The organism is Deltaproteobacteria bacterium (assembly GCA_016930875.1).
Classification (GTDB): domain Bacteria; phylum Desulfobacterota; class Desulfobacteria; order Desulfobacterales.
The window spans coordinates 1-19,271 of record JAFGFW010000080.1; the positions used below are offsets into that span (position 1 = coordinate 1).

At 48.8% G+C, this 19,271-nt stretch carries 18 protein-coding genes; 3 read left to right on the forward strand and 15 right to left on the reverse strand.

Translation table 11 applies throughout. From position 1 onward, the window contains the following. The 5 genes from JW883_07645 to JW883_07665 all read right to left on the reverse strand — a co-directional run. The coding region (locus tag JW883_07645) for a TlyA family RNA methyltransferase (protein MBN1842136.1) at positions 1–103 on the reverse strand (103 nt) is incomplete at its 3' end. 3 nt (positions 104–106) lie between these two features. Beyond that, the gene (locus JW883_07650) at positions 107–1,996 is read right to left on the reverse strand and encodes a 1-deoxy-D-xylulose-5-phosphate synthase (protein MBN1842137.1); all 1,890 of its coding nucleotides are present in this window, start codon (positions 1,994–1,996) and stop codon (positions 107–109) included. Positions 1,997–2,003: 7 nt separating this feature from the next. Beyond that, on the reverse strand, positions 2,004–2,897 hold the full coding sequence (locus JW883_07655; GenBank protein MBN1842138.1) for a polyprenyl synthetase family protein: 894 nt from the start codon (positions 2,895–2,897) through the stop codon (positions 2,004–2,006). 4 nt (positions 2,898–2,901) lie between these two features. Further along, a complete protein-coding gene (gene xseB, locus JW883_07660) occupies positions 2,902–3,138 on the reverse strand; it encodes an exodeoxyribonuclease VII small subunit (protein ID MBN1842139.1) in 237 nt (78 codons plus the stop codon). Continuing rightward, entirely contained in the window at positions 3,119–4,468 is a 1,350-nt protein-coding gene (locus JW883_07665; GenBank protein MBN1842140.1) for an exodeoxyribonuclease VII large subunit, read from the reverse strand. Before JW883_07665 ends, xseB begins: the two co-directional genes overlap by 20 nt. Before the next feature lie 114 nt (positions 4,469–4,582). Here JW883_07665 and JW883_07670 point away from each other — a divergent pair, with 114 nt between their 5' ends. Continuing rightward, entirely contained in the window at positions 4,583–5,026 is a 444-nt protein-coding gene (locus JW883_07670) for a hypothetical protein (protein MBN1842141.1), read from the forward strand. 222 nt (positions 5,027–5,248) lie between these two features. Here the strand turns inward: JW883_07670 and JW883_07675 are convergent, their stop codons facing one another. Genes JW883_07675 through JW883_07710 form a run of 8 tightly spaced genes read right to left on the reverse strand, consistent with a single transcriptional unit; the run spans position 5,249 to position 12,184 of the window. Beyond that, entirely contained in the window at positions 5,249–5,545 is a 297-nt protein-coding gene (locus JW883_07675) for a hypothetical protein (protein MBN1842142.1), read from the reverse strand. An 11-nt stretch (positions 5,546–5,556) separates the two neighbouring features. Then, on the reverse strand, positions 5,557–6,732 hold the full coding sequence (locus JW883_07680) for an HD domain-containing protein (GenBank protein MBN1842143.1): 1,176 nt from the start codon (positions 6,730–6,732) through the stop codon (positions 5,557–5,559). Beyond that, complete coding sequence (locus JW883_07685; protein MBN1842144.1) at positions 6,719–7,525, reverse strand: ATP-grasp domain-containing protein; 807 nt, start codon at positions 7,523–7,525, stop codon at positions 6,719–6,721. The genes JW883_07680 and JW883_07685 overlap by 14 nt, the downstream gene beginning before the upstream one ends. A gap of 1 nt (position 7,526) precedes the next feature. Beyond that, complete coding sequence (locus JW883_07690; GenBank protein ID MBN1842145.1) at positions 7,527–8,210, reverse strand: glycosyltransferase family 2 protein; 684 nt, start codon at positions 8,208–8,210, stop codon at positions 7,527–7,529. Then, positions 8,207–8,719 carry a Mut7-C RNAse domain-containing protein gene (locus JW883_07695; GenBank protein ID MBN1842146.1) on the reverse strand — a complete coding sequence of 171 codons (513 nt, stop codon included), beginning with the start codon at positions 8,717–8,719 and terminating at the stop codon, positions 8,207–8,209. The genes JW883_07690 and JW883_07695 overlap by 4 nt, the downstream gene beginning before the upstream one ends. Then, positions 8,691–9,497, reverse strand: coding sequence for a DUF4292 domain-containing protein (locus JW883_07700; GenBank protein ID MBN1842147.1), 807 nt, complete (start codon positions 9,495–9,497; stop codon positions 8,691–8,693). The genes JW883_07695 and JW883_07700 overlap by 29 nt, the downstream gene beginning before the upstream one ends. Further along, positions 9,469–11,190 carry a tetratricopeptide repeat protein gene (locus JW883_07705; GenBank protein MBN1842148.1) on the reverse strand — a complete coding sequence of 574 codons (1,722 nt, stop codon included), beginning with the start codon at positions 11,188–11,190 and terminating at the stop codon, positions 9,469–9,471. The genes JW883_07700 and JW883_07705 overlap by 29 nt, the downstream gene beginning before the upstream one ends. 28 nt (positions 11,191–11,218) lie before the next feature. Further along, positions 11,219–12,184, reverse strand: a complete 966-nt coding sequence (locus JW883_07710) for an RNA polymerase factor sigma-32 (GenBank protein ID MBN1842149.1) — start codon at positions 12,182–12,184, stop codon at positions 11,219–11,221. 396 nt (positions 12,185–12,580) lie between these two features. On the opposite strand from JW883_07710, the gene JW883_07715 reads away from it, so the two are divergent. Beyond that, the gene (locus JW883_07715; protein ID MBN1842150.1) at positions 12,581–12,838 is read left to right on the forward strand and encodes a hypothetical protein; all 258 of its coding nucleotides are present in this window, start codon (positions 12,581–12,583) and stop codon (positions 12,836–12,838) included. Positions 12,839–12,986: 148 nt separating this feature from the next. Here JW883_07715 and JW883_07720 read toward each other — a convergent pair whose 3' ends face one another. Then, positions 12,987–13,985: a 3-dehydroquinate synthase II gene (locus JW883_07720; GenBank protein ID MBN1842151.1), complete on the reverse strand. Its 999-nt coding sequence runs from the start codon at positions 13,983–13,985 to the stop codon at positions 12,987–12,989. A 117-nt stretch (positions 13,986–14,102) separates the two neighbouring features. After that, a complete protein-coding gene (locus JW883_07725; protein ID MBN1842152.1) occupies positions 14,103–14,903 on the reverse strand; it encodes a class I fructose-bisphosphate aldolase family protein in 801 nt (266 codons plus the stop codon). A gap of 643 nt (positions 14,904–15,546) precedes the next feature. On the opposite strand from JW883_07725, the gene JW883_07730 reads away from it, so the two are divergent. After that, on the forward strand, positions 15,547–19,257 hold the full coding sequence (locus tag JW883_07730; GenBank protein ID MBN1842153.1) for a response regulator: 3,711 nt from the start codon (positions 15,547–15,549) through the stop codon (positions 19,255–19,257). Positions 19,258–19,271 lie beyond the last annotated feature (14 nt).

The window sequence follows — 19,271 nt, forward strand, 5'->3', positions numbered from 1 at the left end:
CCCAAACCTTGCCCGCAAGGACAAGTGAAAGAGCGCGCCGACGGCTTTGCGCAAGACCCCTTTTTACCAGGAGCACGTCCAGGCGTTGCCTGCCCGCTTTCATGTCCTACTGCACCGAAGCTCCGCCCTTAACCACTTTGGTTACGGCTTTTGCGATGCCAGGGGCGTCAATGCCGTACTTGGCACGCAGGATCTTCTGAGAACCATGCTCTACGAACGTATCAGCGATGCCAAGCCGCAAGATATGATTTCCAGTGATGCCCTCATCCGACAGGCACTCAAGAACCGCACTACCAAAGCCCCCCTGAAGGACATTTTCTTCAACAGTCAAAAGGTGGGGGATCTTCTTTGCCAGAGAAGTGATGAGTTCTCTGTCAAGGGGTTTCACGAAGCGGCTGTTTACTACCGTGACATAAATGTTCTGAGATTCAAGCTGCTTCTGGGCTTCAAGGGCAGCCGAAACAGTGGCGCCGATGGCAAAGATTGCAACATCGTCTCCTCTCGTCAGGATCTCTGCCTTGCCTATGGGCAGGGTGTGGATCTCATGATCTATTGGCGCCCCAACACCACTGCCCCTCGGATACCTGAATGCTATGGGACCGGAGTGTTCCATGGCAGTCGCCAACATGTGTTGGAGTTCGTTTTCATCTTTTGGCGCCATCACGACCATGTTTGGCAAACTGCGCAAATAGCTGAAATCAAAGAGGCCTTGATGGGTTGGGCCGTCCTCGCCAACGATGCCGCCGCGATCCACGGCAAAGACTACCGGCAGGGCGTCCAAGCAGACGTCGTGAGCGATCTGGTCATAGGCTCGCTGCAAAAACGTGGAATAGATTGCTACCACCGGACAAAATCCTTCGGTGGCCATGCCTGCCGCAAAAGTAACCGCATGCTGTTCGGCAATACCCACATCAAAAAAACGCTCCGGAAAGGCGTCGGAAAAGGCTTTGAGACCCGTGCCCTCCGGCATAGCTGCTGTTACTGCGACGATTTTGTCGTTCTTGCGGGCAAGCTCGGTCAAGGTGTTGCCAAAAATATCAGTGTAGCTAGGAGGTGTCTTCTTGGAAGAGATGTGATTGCCCGTTGTGATTTCAAACGATCCAACACCGTGAAAATAAGTGGGATTGCGTTCTGCCGGGGCATAGCCTTTTCCTTTTTTTGTAGTCACATGAAAGAGAACCGGTTTTCGCATCTCTCTCACGTTCTGCAGCGTGTCAATGAGGTGATCCAGCCGATGGCCCTTTATCGGGCCAAAGTAGTTGAAATTGAATGCCTCAAAGAGCATCCCTGGCGTGATAAAGGCCTTGAACGATTCCTCGCTTCGCTTGGCCAGCTTGTAGACGTCGTCTCCGAACTTGGGAAGGGACCTGAAAAACTCCTTCAGTTCTTCCCTGAGGGCTACAAAGTGCTTTGCAGAAAGTTTCCGGCTCAAGAAGGATGAGAAGAGCCTGACATTCCGGGCAATTGACATGTCGTTATCGTTTAGGATAACGATAAGGTCCTTTCCAAGCTCACCCGCCTGGCTCAATCCCTCATAGGCGAGGCCGCCGGTTATGGAGCCATCGCCAATGACAGCAATGACCTTGCCCTTGTTCTTGTTCAGGCACCTTCCACATGCCATGCCAAGGCTTGCTGAAATGGAGGTGCTGGCATGGCCCGTGGAAAAGGCATCATATGGGCTTTCGCTTCTGCGAGTAAAGCCGCTGATGCCCCCGTGTTGCCGCAGTGTGTGAAACCTGCCTCTTCGGCCTGTAAGAAGCTTGTGGGCATATGTTTGATGACCCACATCCCATATAATCCTGTCCCTTGGCAGATCAAACACGTAGTGCAGGGCCACGGTCAGTTCCACAACCCCCAGGCTGGGCGCCAGGTGTCCCCCGGTCTTGGACACGGTTTGGATGATGACCTCTCGTATTTCTTTGGCTAATTGAGGCAATTGTGAACGTTTCAGTTGCTTGACGTCTTGTGGAGAGTCTATTTTATCTAAGTATTTCAATCTAACCTCATTTCCTTCTGTCAATTACATAGCGTGCAAGGGCGGCAAGTGGTTCCCCTTTCATATCAAAGATTCTGAGTGCCGCCAAGGCGCTTTCTACGAGTTCGCCGGCACGGGCTTTTGCTCCCTCCAGGCCCATGACAGAAGGGGCCGTGGCCTTTCCAAGGGCCTCGTCGCTTCCTACGGCCTTACCAAGCATCTCAGGTTTCCCTTCAATATTCAATATGTCGTCAGCCATTTGAAAGGCGAGGCCGATATGTCGGCCATAAGCCCCGAGGGCAGCTATCTGTTCAGGGCTCCCCCCGCCAAGTATGGCCCCGGCCCGCAGAGAAACCTCAATAAGAGCCCCGGTCTTGAAGCGCTGGAGTCTTTCAAGTTCTTCCCGACTAATCGTCTTTCCCTCAAAAGACAGATCCATCATCTGGCCTTGCACCATGCCGGAATATCCTGAGGCACGGGCTATGAGATAGACCACCTGCAGATACTTCAAGGAATCAACACCGTGGTCGCCTCCTCGGGCCGCCAAGACCTCAAAGGCGGCCGTAAGCAGTGCGTCCCCAGCCAATATGGCTGTGGCCTCATTAAAAGCCTTATGGCACGTTGGTTTTCCACGACGAAGGTCGTCGTCGTCCATGGCCGGCAGATCATCATGGATCAAGGAATAGGTGTGAATGAGCTCCAAGGCGCATGCAGCAGGCATCACATCTGCTTCAGAGCCCCCAACGGCTTCAGAAGCTGCCATGCATAAAATCGGGCGCAGTCGTTTTCCCCCAGCCTCAAGAGAGTAACGCATTGCCCGGACGAGCGGGGTAGGGTAGGACTCCTGATCGTTCCAGAGTTCTTTAAGGGCAGCATCAACAGCAAGCTGCTTTGCTTTCAGATAGGCCTTTAGATCAAACATGCGTCTATTTCTTTAAAAGGTCCTTCTCAAAAGGCTCCTCTTGAATGCCTCCCTCTTCATCCCTAAGCAGTATGGAGACCTTTTTTTCGCTTTCGTCCAGCTTGTCCGAGCAAAACTTGGATAACTTCATGCCCTCCTGAAACTTCTTCAAGGCTTCATCAAGGCTCAGGTCTCCACTCTCGAGATCTTGAACAATGTTTTCCAGTCGCTTCATGGCGTTTTCAAATGTCTGCTTGGCCATTCTCTCGTTTCCCTTCTATGCGGCACACTACTGCGCCTTTTGAGACTGTGACATCAAGGCGTTGCCCCACATCAACCTGCCCGACATCCTTAAAGACTGTATAGCCGGGCAGTATCCGTGTGACACTGTACCCTCGCTCCAAAACCGCTAAGGGATTCAAAGCGTTTAACCTGCCCACGGTGGTGCGGAACGTACTCTTTTTCGATTCCAAGCAAAATTGCATTTCTGATAAAAGAGACTGGCGATGGTGTTTGAGTAATATATTAAGGTCTTCGACGATGATCGCGGGGCTGCATCTGGCCAATCTTTGCTTCATTGTCCTAAGGCAATCTCTGTTTGCCGCAAGTTCTCTTGAGAATCCTCGCAACATTCTACCCAGGACATCGTCGAGGCGGAGTCTATAGTCTGCAATCTGCTTGTTTGGATGGACAAGGCGTCTTGAAAGCTGAATAGCACGTTCTCTAAGGAGTTGAATTCGGTTATTAATAGCGCCCTTTAAGGCGCCTCTGATCTCCTTTGTTCGCATCAACAGGTCATTTTTTACGGGAACTATCAGCTCTGCCGCAGCAGAGGGGGTTGGGGCACGCAAATCAGCCGTAAAGTCAGCTATTGTGAAATCCGTCTCATGCCCAACAGCCGAAACAACCGGAATCTCAGAAGAAAAAATGGCCCTGGCCACTGCCTCTGAGTTAAAGGCCTGAAGGTCCTCAAGAGACCCGCCCCCTCGGGCCACCACGATAACGTCAGCATCATTGCGGTCATTCAACAGTTCGATGGCCTCAACAATCTCCTCGGCAGCTTGTTCTCCCTGAACTTTGACCGGTGCAATCTCCACGGTCATGTTCGGGAATCTGCGATCGATCACATTTATTATGTCTCGGATAACGGCTCCGGTCGGTGAGGTAACCACGGCAATCTTTTGCGGCAGGAACGGACAGGGGAGTTTGTGCTTCTCATCAAAGAGCCCTTCGGCTGCAAGCTCTCTCTTGAGCCGCTCAAAGGCTAACTGCAGCACACCAACGCCTTCGGGCTCCAAATATTCGATTATGATCTGATAGACCCCTTTGGTCTCATACACATTGAGGCGACCCATGGCAATGACCGCCATTCCGTCTTCTGGCTGAAATCTGAGGTTCCGGTTCTGGCCGCGAAACATTACCGCACTGATCTGTGCCCCAGAATCCTTTATGGTAAAGTAGAAATGGCCTGAAACGGGTATGCGGAAGTTGGAGATTTCTCCGGTGATCCAGACAAACGGAAAGGCCTCTTCCAGAAAGTCTTTGATATTATGTGTAAGCTCGGTTACAGTGTAGATGCGCCGTTCAGGCATGATCCAATCATCAACCATGGGGTGTTTTCATAGCACACGTTAGAATTGTCTACAATCTGTTTACAGCATGTTCCCTGACAAAAAACACACTATCGCCACATAAGGGAGACCAAAATGCTAAAGAACCAGTTGAAGGACCAGCTAAAAAAGGAGTTAGAAGAGCTCGGAGAACGTGTGGGAGATCGTATCGGCAAGGGCCTATCAAAGGGCACTGACAAAAAGGCCGCCCAGATTGGACAAAACGTCGGAAAAACTCTGGGCAAACAAGTTGAGCGGGTTCACGATGCCATGGAAAAAGTCACTGTGACAAAAGAAGAAGAGCTCGGAATTGGAGGCAAGGTCGGGACCGGACTCGGCATAATCGGAAAACATCTGGTTGAAAAGCGGTACGGCCTGCTTGGAAGGCTTATGGGGAGCGCAGATATCATTTCTGATGGTCGTACTACCGGAGCCAAGGCGGAAAAAATGGTCAAGAGCGCTGTGAAGACCGGGCTTGAGCGTCTGGCAGCGGCGAAAAGGGCTGCCAGCAAAAAAGGAAATGAAAGAAATAACGTCTGATAATATATATTATGTCAACTTACGTCGGAACCTGACGATTCGAACGTAAGATAACATAATATGCCGCACCACCACACCCTTACCACCACACCCTTTTGATCGCCGCCTTGCCACGGCAACGTCAAAGTTCATCGAGTTTCCCAAAATTATAAGGACTTGCGACGCCTAAAATTCGAATTTATTAAGAAACAATCCGGCGACAAACTCCATGATTTCACATGACTACCTTCGAGAATGACGGATCCCCGGCCGGCCGACTTCTTCGAGGAGCCTTCTAATGCCCGGCAATACATAAACTCCCTCAAAATCCATCCTGCACAAACACTGGGTCAGCAGCCTTATTCTTTCTGAAAGATCCTTTGACTTATCCATTATATAAAAATAGCGACCCTTGACCTTGCAAAGGCCGCTTGTCGCCGGGGTTTCAGGATCGCTCAGGTCCTCATAACGGATTGAAATGCCGAGTTGTTTTGCGAGATTTTCGAGTTGTTCATAAAGATGTTCGGGGTGTATTGCCATGGGGAGTATCCCTAGAATCGCTCCGTGATCCTCCTGGGGCGAAGATCTTCCGGGAACTGTTTCAGGAAGAAATCATCTGTCATACCGGCGATAAAATCGCGCACGATCTCGGGCGGGGCCGTACTATCTAAATAATCGGCGGACATGTCGCGTAAGTATTCGGAAAAAATAATGGAATCCTCAGTTCCTTTTTGAAGATCGCTAAGATAACCCTCAAATAATACTTTAAAGAGGTCTCTTATCTTCCCGGAAGCGGGCTTTATTTGTGGATTCAGATATATGTTCTTGAAGTTGAAATTTCTAAGTTGTTTTAGCGCATCTGAGGCCTCCTGGCTAAAGGCTATTGCCGGTTTTTCGAAACTGTTCTTGATGACATCTGTCACCAGATTGTAGACAATGGTCCCGTTCGTCTCCCCTAATCGTGCCACCGCGGGCTTGGGAAGGTGGCTCCTTTTGATCAGGTTTAAGCGAATGGCGTCTTCAATATCTCGTCCGATATAACTGATTGTGTCAGCCATGCGCACCACACACCCCTCAAGTGTCATTGGAGTCAGGCCAAAGTCCGGGTCGGCAGTCTTTTTGGCAATGTCTTGATCAAGACTATCAAATGTCTTTTGGCCGTGTGGATGGAGCGCCTGGGCATGAATCTCGCCATCATGACACAGGATGCCGTCCAGAACCTGAAGCGCTAAGTTGAGGCCCCTCCCCTTCCGTTCAATTTTGTCAAGAAATCTGACGCTTTGAAGGTTGTGCTGGAAGGATCCGATGCCAGAAGCCTTGCAAAGCTCAGACAGATATGCCTCCCCATCGTGCCCGAAGGGGCAATGTCCGATGTCATGACCCAGTGCAATCGCTTCAAGAAGATCCTCATTTAGGCTAAGAAACCGCCCTATTGTCCGAGATATCTTTGAGACCAGTTGGACATGAAGAACTCTGTGGGTAATATGGTCATTATCAACAAGATAAAATACTTGAGTCTTATCAATATACCGCGTGTAGGCCAGGGAATGAAGGATGCGATCAGAATCGACAGCATAGTTCTGGCGGTGCCCTGAGTCGATGCGATCTTCGGGAAAGCGCCTTATGGCATGCCTGCTGTGAGCGGCCATTGGGGATAGAAGGTGTTCTTCCCGGTCATTCAGAGTTTCTTTCAACTCTCGCAAATCTATGGAATCATATCCGCCCATTTTCAAGCATCTCATCCACTAACTTGTAATAGTCGATCCTTGCCTGTTTAAACCCCTCTTTTCCGTACTTCAAGTTTGCCTCAAGGACTCCATAACGGCCATTATGAAAGTAGATGTCCAGGCCCACATCGTCTAACTGGCAAATACGGGCAATATCGACGGCAAAGGCAATAGCCTCCTCTGGGATGTTGTCTAAACCAATGGTGGCGCCTTGTGAAATATTGGTGCGAAACTCGTCAGGTTTGGCAATACGCCAGTATGCGTGGACAGGGTGTCCGCGCATCACAACGACGCGAAGATCACGGTCAATTTCAAGGTATTCCTGGATATAGGCAGGCCCGCTCAACTGGGTATATTGATCGAGTTCGGTTTTGTTGCGAATCAGATATATTCCCCTGCCGAGCGCTGATCCCCGCGGGATTTTGCCCACAAAGGGAAACTTGAAGTGTCTCAAAATAAACGATTTTTGACGGTTTCCGTAAAATATGCGCGTTCTGGGATGGGGGATTTTCAAAAGATCAAAAAGGGCGGTTTGCTTGATCTTGTCCTGCGCAAATTTGTAGGTGTGGTAGTTAGGAAAGGTCCGCTTTCCCATTGTGTCGAAGATGTCAGCGTAAAAGGCTGTTGGATAATAGATGACATCGGAACTGCGAATGAGTTCTACCTGCCACTCCTCATAGTCCGAAAGGTTGGTGCGAACGCCCAGTGTTATGACATTCTTGCAGTATCGCAATCTGTTTTCAAGAGCTATCTTTTTCGTCTTCAAATCCAACAGGTTGCCACGGGAGACCATCTTAATTGAACAATCTGAACCTGATGACATGAAACAGGGCAGCCGCACCATCTTTCCACGTGATCTTTTTGCCCTCTTCATATCCCCTTCCACTATAGGATATTGGCACCTCGTACATTCGACATTTCAGCTTGGCAAACTTTGCGGTAATCTCTGGCTCAAACCCGAAACGATTCGATTTGATCACGATTTTTTCAAGAAGGGATGCTCGAAAGGCCTTGAAACCCGTTTCCATGTCAGTGAGATTCAGATTCGTAAACATGTTGGAAAGGATGGTCAAAAACCTATTTCCCACGTAATGCCAGAAAAATAGAACCCGGTGTGGTCCACCCAGGAACCTGGATCCATAAACCACGTCTGCGCGGCCATCCAAGATGGGCCCGACGAGCGTGGCGTATTCACCTGGATCATATTCCAGATCCGCATCCTGAATGATCACAATATCTCCGGTCACGTGTTGAAAACCTGTTCTCAGGCCAGCGCCTTTTCCCTTGTTCCTTAAATGATAAATGACCATGACATCCTCCGTCACGGTCATCTCTTTGAGCCGCTGCGTGGTCCCGTCTGTAGAGCCATCGTCAATGACAATGATCTCTTTGTCTTGGTGCACTGATCTCACCCGATTCAGGATCTCCCTGATCGTGGCGATTTCATTGTATACTGGAATGACTATGGAGAGTTTCATACCCCAAGAAGACTCTCTATCTCCTTTCGACTTCGTGCCAGGTGACTTCCGGGCCAGTAGATCTTACCACAGTCCCTGCAAATGGAAAAACGGTCGTGAACTGTCCACACATAATCCGGCACACTTTCATATACGTCTTCCCTTTGAACAGTTTCGAGGGGCCCGTTGCATAGGGTACATCGCGTAAAGAAATTGTCCGGATCAGGCCTCAGTCCAAGCAGGTCCACAACCTGCTGGAGTTGCACCTTCGGGTCATTATCTTTTATAAACAAAAAGTTATCCGGTTTCACCTTTCCTGCAAGACTCGTATTTCGCGAAAGAAGAACTCTCCCCTCATCTGCCATCGCAATGAACTTGTCGTTGGCCAGAGTGTTGGAATACAAGGTATCATATCCAAGGAGGCGAAGCCATCGGGCAAGCCTTCCCAGCATACGATCAGCGGAGAACTTCATGCTAGGAGGCAATCCGGAAGTGTTTTTATCAAGAGTCAAGGGGAACGACCTCGCCATCACAGGGCTCCAAGGTGTAGGCCTTGGCAGGTATTGTAACATCCGTCCAGAACCTCTCCACATTCAGTGACAAGACAGGACTTTGCGCCTCGGAGATTATCATCTCGTGTGGGATGAGCATGCCTTCCACATTCTTGAACTGATTGAACTTGATCTCGTACTTCAAATTGCCCGATCCGTCAAACAACTCAACTCGCTCTATGGTCTTCCGGTCATCCTTGAACCACATCTTTTCAATGAGGCGATTCCATCTCTTGTAAAGACAAAGACACCACTGGCCGTTGCCTTCTGCTATTTGTATCTTGGCATCATTGAACGGATAGACAGGGGGGCGACCTGACAGGAGAAAAAAGAGGTCCTCGGCCCTGACCGGTACAGATAAGAAACGGGAAAGATTGCGGGCAGTGCCTTTGCCTTTGTAGCAGCGATTGTTTTCAAAGACATAGGCACAAAAGGCAGCTTCTCTTACCAAGAATGTCAGCGTGGGCTGTCCCCATGGCCCGAGGGTTTCCACTCGCAGGTTGCCGGGTTGTGACCCTATCCATGCAACCCGCATACTTTGTCCCTTGGCGCTTATTGTGAGCTTGCCAACCCCCCTGAAGCTTTCAGGTTCCGTTCTGCGCTCCTTTAGGAAAGCTAATAGACGACTGGCGTCTGGGCCGGGCCGGTCGGAAACCGCTTTGCGTGTGGATGCACAGGCAAAAAGGCATAGGGGCAAAAGCAGAGTTACAACAATGGAAGCGCTACTATTAAGTATCCTGGCCGAACTCTTTTTCAATGGATTCGATCTTTCGTTCGATAGGCTCTTTGTCTTTTTTCTTGTTCTCCAAGGCTTTCTTGAAATATTTTAACGCCTCTGTCGGATTGTTCACCTTTATGTATGCATCGCCCAGGTGTTCGAGGATCGTAGGATCATCTGAAACAAGCCTGGCTGCTTCCTCAAGGTACTTGACGGCCTCCTCGAAAAGCCCTTTCTTGTAATAGACCCATCCAAAGCTGTCCGTAATGTAGCCATCGTTTGGCTTGTGTTTCATGGCCCTTTTGATCAACTTCTCTGCTTCGTCAAGGTTAATGCCGAGTTCGGAATAGGTATAGCCCAGGTAGTTTAGCGCCTCGGCATGCGTCGGATCGATCTCAATAAGAGCCTTCATCTCGGTGATGCACGCTTCTTTGTTGCCGGCCTTATCGTAAACCACACCCAGGCGAAAGCGAAGTCTTATGTTGTCGGGTTGCAAGTGGAGACCCCTCTGAAGTGTGTCAATGGCCTCATCATAAGACTCCATCTCTTCATAGAGTGCCCCAAGAAACAAATAGGACCCAGGGTCATTGGGTTCCGCTTTGAGGGCTTGTTTCATCAGCTCGATCGCCCTGTCCGGGTCTCCTTTTTCCTCATAAAGAAAGCTAAGATGAACAAGAGCGCTTCTGTGGTATGAAGCCCCCTGACCGACTTTCTCATAAGCTGCAATGGCTTCATCTGTTTGCTTAAGCCCTTCAAAGGCCATTCCCAAAAAGTAGTGGATCTCCGGTTTGTCGGCATCATCTTCCACAAGCAACTGCAAAGTCCTGGCTGCCTCAAGGTATTCCTTTTGGTCCAGATATATGAGGGCAATTTGCTTGACGACCAGCGGATTGGATCGACTCCGCATCTTCAGCTCCTCAAACACTTGCCCGGCATCCGCTGTCCGGCCCATCTTCAAATAGTAATGCCCCAATCCCACTGCCGCCTTGATGCTGTCCGGGTTGTTGTCAAGAACCCTTTCGTACGTCTCAACAACCTTTTCGTGCCTCTCAGTGGCTTCGTAAATGCTCACTAGCTCAAAGAGGGGCTGTTCATAATCCGGTTTGAGTTCAAGACATTCCAAGAATGCGGCCTCTGCCAGGTCATAGCGTTTCAGCGAGGAAGCGACCATTCCCAGGTGAAAATGCCCGGAAAACGACTCGGGGTCTATCTCAGTGAGAGCTTGATACAGTTCCAGGGCCTTGACCGGTTCTTTGCTCTTAACGTATTCAGAGCCTAACAATAGGTGGATACGCTCGGACTCGGGGTCCATCGCCAGCGCCTTTTTATAAGCCTCAATGGCCTCGGCATGTTGATTCAGCACTGCATTAATGCCGCCAATCATAATCATCGAAGGCACGTGCTTGGGATCTTTCTTGATAATGTCTTGTGTAATTGCAAGTGCTTGCTTATGGTCATCGTGTTGAAGATAGAGCTGGGCAAGTTCAGATTTCAAATACACCGAATCTTCATCCCTGGCCACAGCTTCCCTCAGCATCTCTATTGCCTTGTTGATCTCGCCTCGCTTCTTCATAAGGCGTGACTGGGTATAGTAGTAGTAGGCTCCAACATCTTTTGCTTTCACTGTCGGAGCTATTTCTCCTGCAGGCAGAGTCTTTTCACCAGTGGCACAACCCAACAGACTCGGCACGACTCCTGCAATAATTAGCGCCCTAATCAGGTTTTGAAACATGTTTTCTTTCTCCTTGTGACGGCTTTTTTCATTCGCTTTGGCCAAGCCCTTCCAGAAATGTGTCAAATTCGGGTATCTCTTGTTCGAAGTACGACTTCATCCTCCTGATCATATTGCTTTCAATCTGGCGGACACGCTCCCTTGAAATGCCATAACGCTCGCCTATCTCCTGAAGAGTCGCGGGAGAGTCGGACAAGAGGCGGGTTTTGAGGATGTCGCGTTCGCGCTCGTTTAGGTCTTTCTTGAAAGATGCCAGCTTTTCGTGAAGGATTGCCTCCATCTCTTTCTTTGCCACCCTGGTCTCGGAAGACATTTCAGGTGTTGCAATAAATGCGATCCGCTCATCGTCAGACTCATCCTTGATCGGGGCATCCAGGGAGAGCTCCCATCCATCCAATCGTTGATCCATATCAGTGACTTCCTGCTCAGTAACTCCAAGTCTCTCAGAAAGGAGTTTCGGTTTTGGATCAAATCCCTCGGACATAAGCTTCTGTTTTTCCTTTTTAAGCCTGAAAAAGAGCTTTCGTTGGGCCTGCGTGGTGCCGATCTTGACCAGTCGCCAATTGTCCATAATGAATTTGAGAATGTAAGCCTTGATCCAGAAGGAGGCATAGTAAGAAAAACGAACCCCTTTGTACGGGTCGAACTTCTGAACCGCTTGCATGAGTCCGATATTGCCTTCTTGAATCAAGTCCAGCAGGTTTTGCATCCAAGCCCGTTGAAACTCCATCGCTATCTTGACCACAAGCCTCAGGTTGGAAGTAACCAGTCTGTAGGCTGCCTCACGATCTCCGTGTTCCGTGACCCGGATAGCAAGTTCCTTTTCTTCTTCTCTTGTTAGAAGCCTGTGCTGGCCGATTTCCCGCAGGTATAGTTGCAGAGGGTCATATTTGACCAGATGTGAGTCAGGTGGGGATTCAGGCGCTTGGGCAGGCCTCAAAATATCCTTGGTCGGAGTCTCTTTCTTGTTTGTCTTTGTTTTCTTTTTTCTCATTTCTGTTTTCTTCCCGCCAGGGGAAGCTACTTGAATTTCCTTATTTTTTTAAAATATCAGACAAAGATCTCTTTATCAAGGCCTAAGGAATCGACCGAGTGACTTGTCAAGAAGTCCGGGACATTCCTCGTCAAATCATGATGGACAAGGAAATCCCCTTGTGGTATTTTTACCTTCAATATTAACTCTAGACAAGAAGTTTTGCAACACGTTGATTTTCTTGCATTGTAAAAGCAAGCGCCTGTAGCTCAGATGGATAGAGCAAAGGACTTCTAAGGTGCTCTTCTTTGCCGTTATTTCAATAGCTTAAGTATCTTGAGGCGGGGCCTCGGCAGAAGGCCCTCCAACCTGAAGGCCAGTTTTCCTTAACTTCAGCCTATTTGCTGGAGGAGGGAGATGAAAGAAGAACAAGTCGGACGGGTCACCAACTTCTATGTCAAGATCAGTGTCGCAGCCATCGAAGTCACGGGCGGGATTATCAGAATTGGAGACACACTCCATTTTAAGGGTCATGGTACCGATTTTCAAGACACAGTTGCCAGCATGGAGATAGAGCGCCAGCCGGTGGACGAAGCAAGACCGGGAGACGAGGTCGGTATTAAGTTAGAAAAAAGGGTGCGGGAAAACGACAAGGTCTACAAAGTCACGTCCTGAGTTCATTCCGAACCGACAACAAAATATCTGCTATATTTTTATATCTACCGCATCAAATAGATTAAGCAGTTTGACCCAGCCCATAGCCGAACATTTTCAGTCCGCTCAGGCTCCTTTTGTCCGGTTGCACAATACAGATTAATCAAGGCTATTTTTCAACTATCGTTTCGTCAATCTTCACCCCGAAGTGTCTACCCGCTTCTTCCAGGTAGGCAAGCACGCGGTCGCCAGGCGTCAGACGGGCAATTGAGACGGGCTCCCCTCCTGGCTTGGTCAGCCGGATGGTCTCGGCGTTCTGCATCACCAGTGAGAGAGTTTTGCCCTTGTAGGCAGCTTCTACCAGCATCATGGGCCTTTTTTCCACCTTTGCCCGGCCCACGAAACCAACCTCGCTCCTGCCCTTGTAGTCGATGATCAAGACCGGGTCGCCGATGCTAACATCGGCCAGGTAAGCGGTTTTGCCATCCGGCACGCGCACGTAAGCGTGGACCGCCCCGGCGTTGACGCGAAAAGGGCGTGTGGCACAATAGGGCGTTTCCACGTTTTCCGCGTGTACCAGGAACATGCCCGAGCTGGAATTCCCAACGAGCATGCCTTGGCCAGGCTCCATGTTGGCAATAGTATCAACGCAGACCCGGTCTCCCATACCCAGCGGCCGCACGGACTTGATGGTCGCCTGAACCAGATCCAGGCGCTCTGCCTGCTCGCGAACAACGGCAGCGGTCCGCTTAATTTCCGAAAGATCAGTTGAGGCTAGAACGATCCCGTCAACCCCACGCTCCATGATCTTCAATGCAACCTTGGCCTCCTCTGCGTTACGCACCCAGGCCAGCAGGCCCTTGCCTCTCTTGGCGATCAGGTTTTCAAGTGGAATTACTTTCCAGTCGCTGGTTTTGATTAGCAGCAGCTTCTCGGCTGGGACCTTGAGTGTCTCGGCCTCGTCCTTTTCCGAGGAAATGGTCGCCTCGACCACGTCCTCACCGAATTTCAAGTCGCCGTCCGGCGCCACTGTCTTGATAAGACCAAGATCACGGACCTTTTTGGATTGGCCTCTGGGAACAATCACAGCGTCCGCGCCACTCTCCAGGGCAGTGGTTACAACTTCTTTATTGTAGGGCCTTGCATTAACCCAAAACAACCTCGTCATGATACACTCCTTCCCGCGTGCGCCTCGTCTCCTGAAAATGTAAATTTATTTCTTCGCGAACCCTTCGTGACTGAATCTTGGCCAACGAGCCCTGCCAAACAATACCGAGCGTCGACCTCATGCCTCACTATTAAGAATTTTCATTGCCTCTTTCGCAGTCTTTCCCTCGTGCACAATGGCGCAAGCCGCAGACACCAAGAGGACCGGATTCTCGTGCTGGAAAGCATTGCGGCCCATTGAAAGTCCGGCTGCTCCGGCTTGCATGGCGCCCTCTACCATCTTCAGGGTGTCTTCATCGGAAAGCTTGGAGCCGCCGGCTATGACCACAGGAATGGGACTTCCGGACACCACCTCCTTGAAGGTTTCAGGAGATCCGGTATAGGGGACTTTGACGATGTCCGCCCCGAGCTCGGCGCCCACCCGGGCCGCGATCTTTACGTTCTCGACGTCTTTTTCATTATCGATTTTGGGCCCGCGCGGATAAACCATTGCAAGAAGCGGCATGCCCCAGTGGTCGGCAGCTTCGGAAATCTTGCCGAAGGCCTCAAACATTTCTCCTTCATTCTCGGCGCCGATGTTGACATGGATACTGACAGCATCCGCCCCAACTCGAACTGCACGCTCCACCGAACATACCAGCACTTTGCGGTTCGGATCCGGGGACAGGGTCGTGCTTCCCGAAAGATGTACGATTAAGCCTATATCACGCCCATAACGGCGATGCCCCTGGCCTACCATGCCCACGTGTTCGACTACCGCATTCGCACCGCCTTTGGCTACCATGTCCACGGTCTTGGGCAGATCGATCAGACCCTTGATCGGGCCCACTGTCACACCGTGGTCCATTGGAACGATGACGATCTTGCCGGTTTCCCGGTTCATGATACGTTCTTTGCGGACCTCTTTACCAATACCCATTTTTTTCGTCCTCCCTTCCCAACAATTGTACGAATCGGCGGCTCTGAAATGGTGATTCATGAGCCGGTACAAAAATCTTTCGCGCTGCCGCCGCTATATATCACGCTTTTGACATTATGTAGACCAAGAAATGCACGGTGCAACAAACGCGCAAGCGAAGGCGACGCGCGCAATGGAAGTAAAGACGGAGACCGGAACCCTGAAGCCCTTATTTGGGAAAGGGTTTCTTTTGGCAAACCGCCGTATCCTCCGGCGAGGAGGATGGCACAGGCACCTTTGCATTCACTGTGCCGAAATCAGGACCAACGCGCAGAGTCTATCCAATTCTTCCTTCACGACCGGTTTGGCAGAAAGGGAGAGGCGGGGGCGTTTGAATGCCCTTAAAATTTGTGATATGTGAATGAAATTTCTGATGTCATTCCCGCGAAGCCGGGAATCCAGAAAATTGGAGTTGCCAAAGCATTCACCTCAACTTATTGAGAAGATGCGCATTTCCAGCGAGTACGAATTTTCCTTTAGCCTTGCTTTTCGCCAACGCCTCTCTGCATGCCGGTAGCATCTGAGCCCGGGCAGGTAGTAGATAATTTTAGGAAATTGCGTGCATCTGTGAGAATTTGTGTCCTAATCTGAGGAGGTAATGAAATTGAACATAACTATTAAAGCAAAATTATTCGTCGGATTTGCCGTGCTTCTGGTAATGATGGCCCTTGTAGCTATGATGTCTATCCACCGACTATCGGATTTGAATGACCGGTTGAACCGTATTGTGGATGTTTCAGCAGAAAAGATAAAACTGGGCGACAGAATGAAACGTGACATCATCGAAATCAACCGGGCAAAAAATAACGTTATTCTTTCGAGTTCGCAAGAGGAGATGGACCACTATGCTGACCGTATCGATAAGCTCAAAAATAATCTTAACATCCGAATGAAAGAGTTATGCAGCCTGGCAGACGAGGACGGCAGGGCTCGGCTGGACGAGTTTACAGTGTGGTGGGAAAAATATTTAGGGATCAGTCGGCAGGTTGTAGACTTATCGCGACCAGTCAGTATTAACGAAGCCCGAAAGCTATCCGTAGAAAAGGGACGTAAGCTATTGGCCAAGGCAGAAGCAATAATGACCGCCTTTGTGGACAAAAGCGATCAGGATTTGGATGTGGACAAAATAGAAAGTGACAAAAACTATGCTGCGGCACGGAACCAGTCTATTTCTGTTCTCCTTATCGCCATCATTGCCGGAATTCTGGTTGCTGTTGCCATCGTTCGGGGGATTGCGAGCCGTGTGAATAGGATGTCGGAAAAGGCAAGGGTCATCGCTTCCGGAAAAGTTTATGAAGAAGATAAGGAAGAAAATCGCGATGAGTTGAGCCGGGTCTTCTTATCCTTAAAAGAGATATCCGGAAGTTTTGAAAATATCACAAAACAGGCACAGAAAATTGCAAAAGGAGATTTCTCTGCAAGTATTGACCTTCGCAGTAAAGACGATGAGCTTGGTATCGCTCTTCAATTAATGACTAAATCACTTCGAGAATATAGAGCGGAAATCGAAAAACAAGATTGGCTCAAATCCCGTCAAAATGAATTGAACGAAAAAATGCGCGGTGATCAGGATATTCTCCATCTTGCCCAAAATGTCATTACATATCTGGCGAGATATTTGGACGCTCAGATTGGCGCATTTTATATCGCCGAAGAAGATAGTAATGATCTGAGGCTTTCCGGCAGTTATGCCTTCCCAAAATGCAAGGAACTCAATGCGATCATCAAAATTGGAGAAGGATTGGCGGGACAGGCGGCATTTGAAAAAGAAATGATCTCCGTGACCAATATCCCGGAGGATTATGTCCGTGTTAATTCGGCAATTGGTGATTCACCCCCACGCAATGTTCTGGTTACTCCTCTCCTTTTGGAAGGGGCACTGAAAGGCGTGATAGAGCTGGGTTCTTTCAGAGAATTTTCTGACACCTACATGCAATTCTTAAATCTGGTTATGGAAAACGTTGCCATTGGAATTAATTCCGCGCAAGCACGCACAAAAATGAAAGCCCTTCTTGAAGAAACCCAGCTTCAGTCAGAGGAACTGGAAGCTCAACAGGAAGAGTTAAGCCAAATCAACGAGGAATTAGAACAGCAGACAATAGAGCTGAAAGCATCGGAGGAAAAGCTCAAGACACAGCAGGAGGCATTAGAGGCTACCAATGAGGAGCTGGAAGAAAAAACCGAACATCTTGAAAAACAGAAGGCGGCAATTACGCGTAAAAATCTTGAGCTTGAAAATGCCCGGATGGATATTGAGCAGAAAGCAAAAGAACTGGAAGTTAAGAGCAAATACAAATCCGAATTTCTGGCAAGTATGTCTCACGAATTGCGAACGCCCTTGAACAGCCTCCTCATCCTTGCCCAAGATCTGGCTGAAAATAAATATGAAAATTTGAACGATGAACAGATTGAATCGGCCAGAATTATCCGTGCCAGTGGAACTGAATTACTTGAGCTGATCAATGAGATTCTGGACCTTTCTAAAATAGAAGCAGGTAAGATGCCCCTTCATGTGACGATGGTTCAATTAATTGAAATGATGAATGATCTCAATACCCACTTCAACCATCTGACAGACGAAAAGGGTTTAAATTTGAAAATCAGTTTGGATGAGGAACTACCGGATGAAATCACAACAGACCGAAAACGGGCAGCACAAATCATCAAGAATCTCGTGTCCAATGCCATTAAATTTACGGAAAAAGGCGGCGTTACCGTGAATATCCATCGTCCGGGTTCTGATGTCGATCTGTCTCGCAGTGGATTGGATCTTCAAAGTACAATTGCAATTTCCGTGATTGATACGGGTATCGGTATCCCCAAAGAAAAGCAAATTGAGATTTTTGAGGCGTTCCAGCAAGTTGACGGAACTACATCCAGAAAATACGGTGGCACGGGATTAGGACTTTCAATATCACGAGAATTGGCAAGATTACTGGGCGGCGAAATTCAGCTTGAAAGTGAAACAGGAAAGGGCTCAACTTTTACGCTCTATCTAGGCATTGAGATCAGTGACAAAAGCGATGAGGATACGGGTTCCATGTTGCAGGATGCAGGACCGGAACCACAAATTTCACATTTCAAGACAAAGGTCTCCGATATCGAATCCATACCTGATGACCGTGAGAAACTGGAAAAAGGTGATAAAACCATATTGGTTATTGAGGACGACCAGGACTTTGCCAGGATCCTGATGAATCAATGTCACAAACATGCCTTCAAGTCTCTGGTATCGGCAACCGGAGAAGATGGACTGGAAGTGGCAGAAAAATATCTGCCTGAAGCCATTATACTGGATATCTACCTTCCGGGTATGAGTGGCTGGCATGTTCTGGATGCGTTAAAAAACAGTGTCCAAACCCGACATATTCCCGTTCATATAATTTCTGTTGAGGAAGTGACAATTGATGCATTCAAAAAAGGCGCTATCGGTTATCTGAGAAAGCCGGTAACGAAAGAACACCTGGAAGAAGCATTTAAAAAGATTGGAGAAGTGTTAGAGAAAAGTATAAAAGATTTGCTGGTTGTTGAAGATAATCTGGCTCAGCAAAAAGCTATCGTAAAACTTATTGAAAATGGCGATGTAGCGGTGACCATTGCCCGAAACGCTCGGGAAGCCATTGATGCTCTGAGGACCGGAAAATTCGATTGTATGGTTCTGGACTTGGGACTGCCGGATATGACCGGATTTCAATTGCTCAGTGAACTTGACAAAGACAAGGATATAATTATTCCGCCCGTCATCGTGTATACCGGAAAACAACTCACCAGGACTGAAGAAGCCGATTTGCGTCAATATGCAGAGTCGATCATTGTAAAAGGTGTGAAATCGGAAGAACGTCTGCTGGATGAAACCGCCTTGTTCCTTCACCGGGTCGTGGACAACCTGTCCCAGAAAAAACAGAAAATAATCACTGACATGTACCATAAGGACGATATGTTCATGGGTAAAAAGGTGCTTTTGGTGGACGATGATATGCGCAATGTGTTCGCCCTGTCGAAGATATTTAGAGAAAAAGGAATGAACGTGCTAAAAGCTGAAAATGGAAAGGCCGCCCTTGAATTACTGGAGAAAGAATCGGATATTGATCTCATTTTGATGGATATTATGATGCCGGTAATGAATGGATACGATGCCATAAAAGAGATAAGACTGAAGGGAAAATACAAGGATATACCGATCATTGCCCAAACTGCAAAAGCAATGAAGGAAGACAGGGAAAAAGTAATGGCTGCGGGAGCGAACGATTATCTGGACAAGCCGTTGAACATTGGACGATTGCTGTCTATGATGCGGGTGTGGCTCTATCAGTAGAAACTATTTCGTGG

What these genes read in the sequence shown, in the direction of transcription:
- JW883_07655 (MBN1842138.1), bottom strand. Translation starts at nt 2,897, where the DNA reads ATGTTTGATCTAAAGGCCTATCTGAAAGCAAAGCAGCTTGCTGTTGAT.
- xseB (MBN1842139.1), bottom strand. Translation starts at nt 3,138, where the DNA reads ATGGCCAAGCAGACATTTGAAAACGCCATGAAGCGACTGGAAAACATT.
- JW883_07665 (MBN1842140.1), bottom strand. Translation starts at nt 4,468, where the DNA reads ATGCCTGAACGGCGCATCTACACTGTAACCGAGCTTACACATAATATC.
- JW883_07670 (MBN1842141.1), top strand. Translation starts at nt 4,583, where the DNA reads ATGCTAAAGAACCAGTTGAAGGACCAGCTAAAAAAGGAGTTAGAAGAG.
- JW883_07675 (MBN1842142.1), bottom strand. Translation starts at nt 5,545, where the DNA reads ATGGCAATACACCCCGAACATCTTTATGAACAACTCGAAAATCTCGCA.
- JW883_07680 (MBN1842143.1), bottom strand. Translation starts at nt 6,732, where the DNA reads ATGGGCGGATATGATTCCATAGATTTGCGAGAGTTGAAAGAAACTCTG.
- JW883_07685 (MBN1842144.1), bottom strand. Translation starts at nt 7,525, where the DNA reads ATGGTCTCCCGTGGCAACCTGTTGGATTTGAAGACGAAAAAGATAGCT.
- JW883_07690 (MBN1842145.1), bottom strand. Translation starts at nt 8,210, where the DNA reads ATGAAACTCTCCATAGTCATTCCAGTATACAATGAAATCGCCACGATC.
- JW883_07695 (MBN1842146.1), bottom strand. Translation starts at nt 8,719, where the DNA reads ATGGCGAGGTCGTTCCCCTTGACTCTTGATAAAAACACTTCCGGATTG.
- JW883_07705 (MBN1842148.1), bottom strand. Translation starts at nt 11,190, where the DNA reads ATGTTTCAAAACCTGATTAGGGCGCTAATTATTGCAGGAGTCGTGCCG.
- JW883_07710 (MBN1842149.1), bottom strand. Translation starts at nt 12,184, where the DNA reads ATGAGAAAAAAGAAAACAAAGACAAACAAGAAAGAGACTCCGACCAAG.
- JW883_07715 (MBN1842150.1), top strand. Translation starts at nt 12,581, where the DNA reads ATGAAAGAAGAACAAGTCGGACGGGTCACCAACTTCTATGTCAAGATC.
- JW883_07720 (MBN1842151.1), bottom strand. Translation starts at nt 13,985, where the DNA reads ATGACGAGGTTGTTTTGGGTTAATGCAAGGCCCTACAATAAAGAAGTT.
- JW883_07725 (MBN1842152.1), bottom strand. Translation starts at nt 14,903, where the DNA reads ATGGGTATTGGTAAAGAGGTCCGCAAAGAACGTATCATGAACCGGGAA.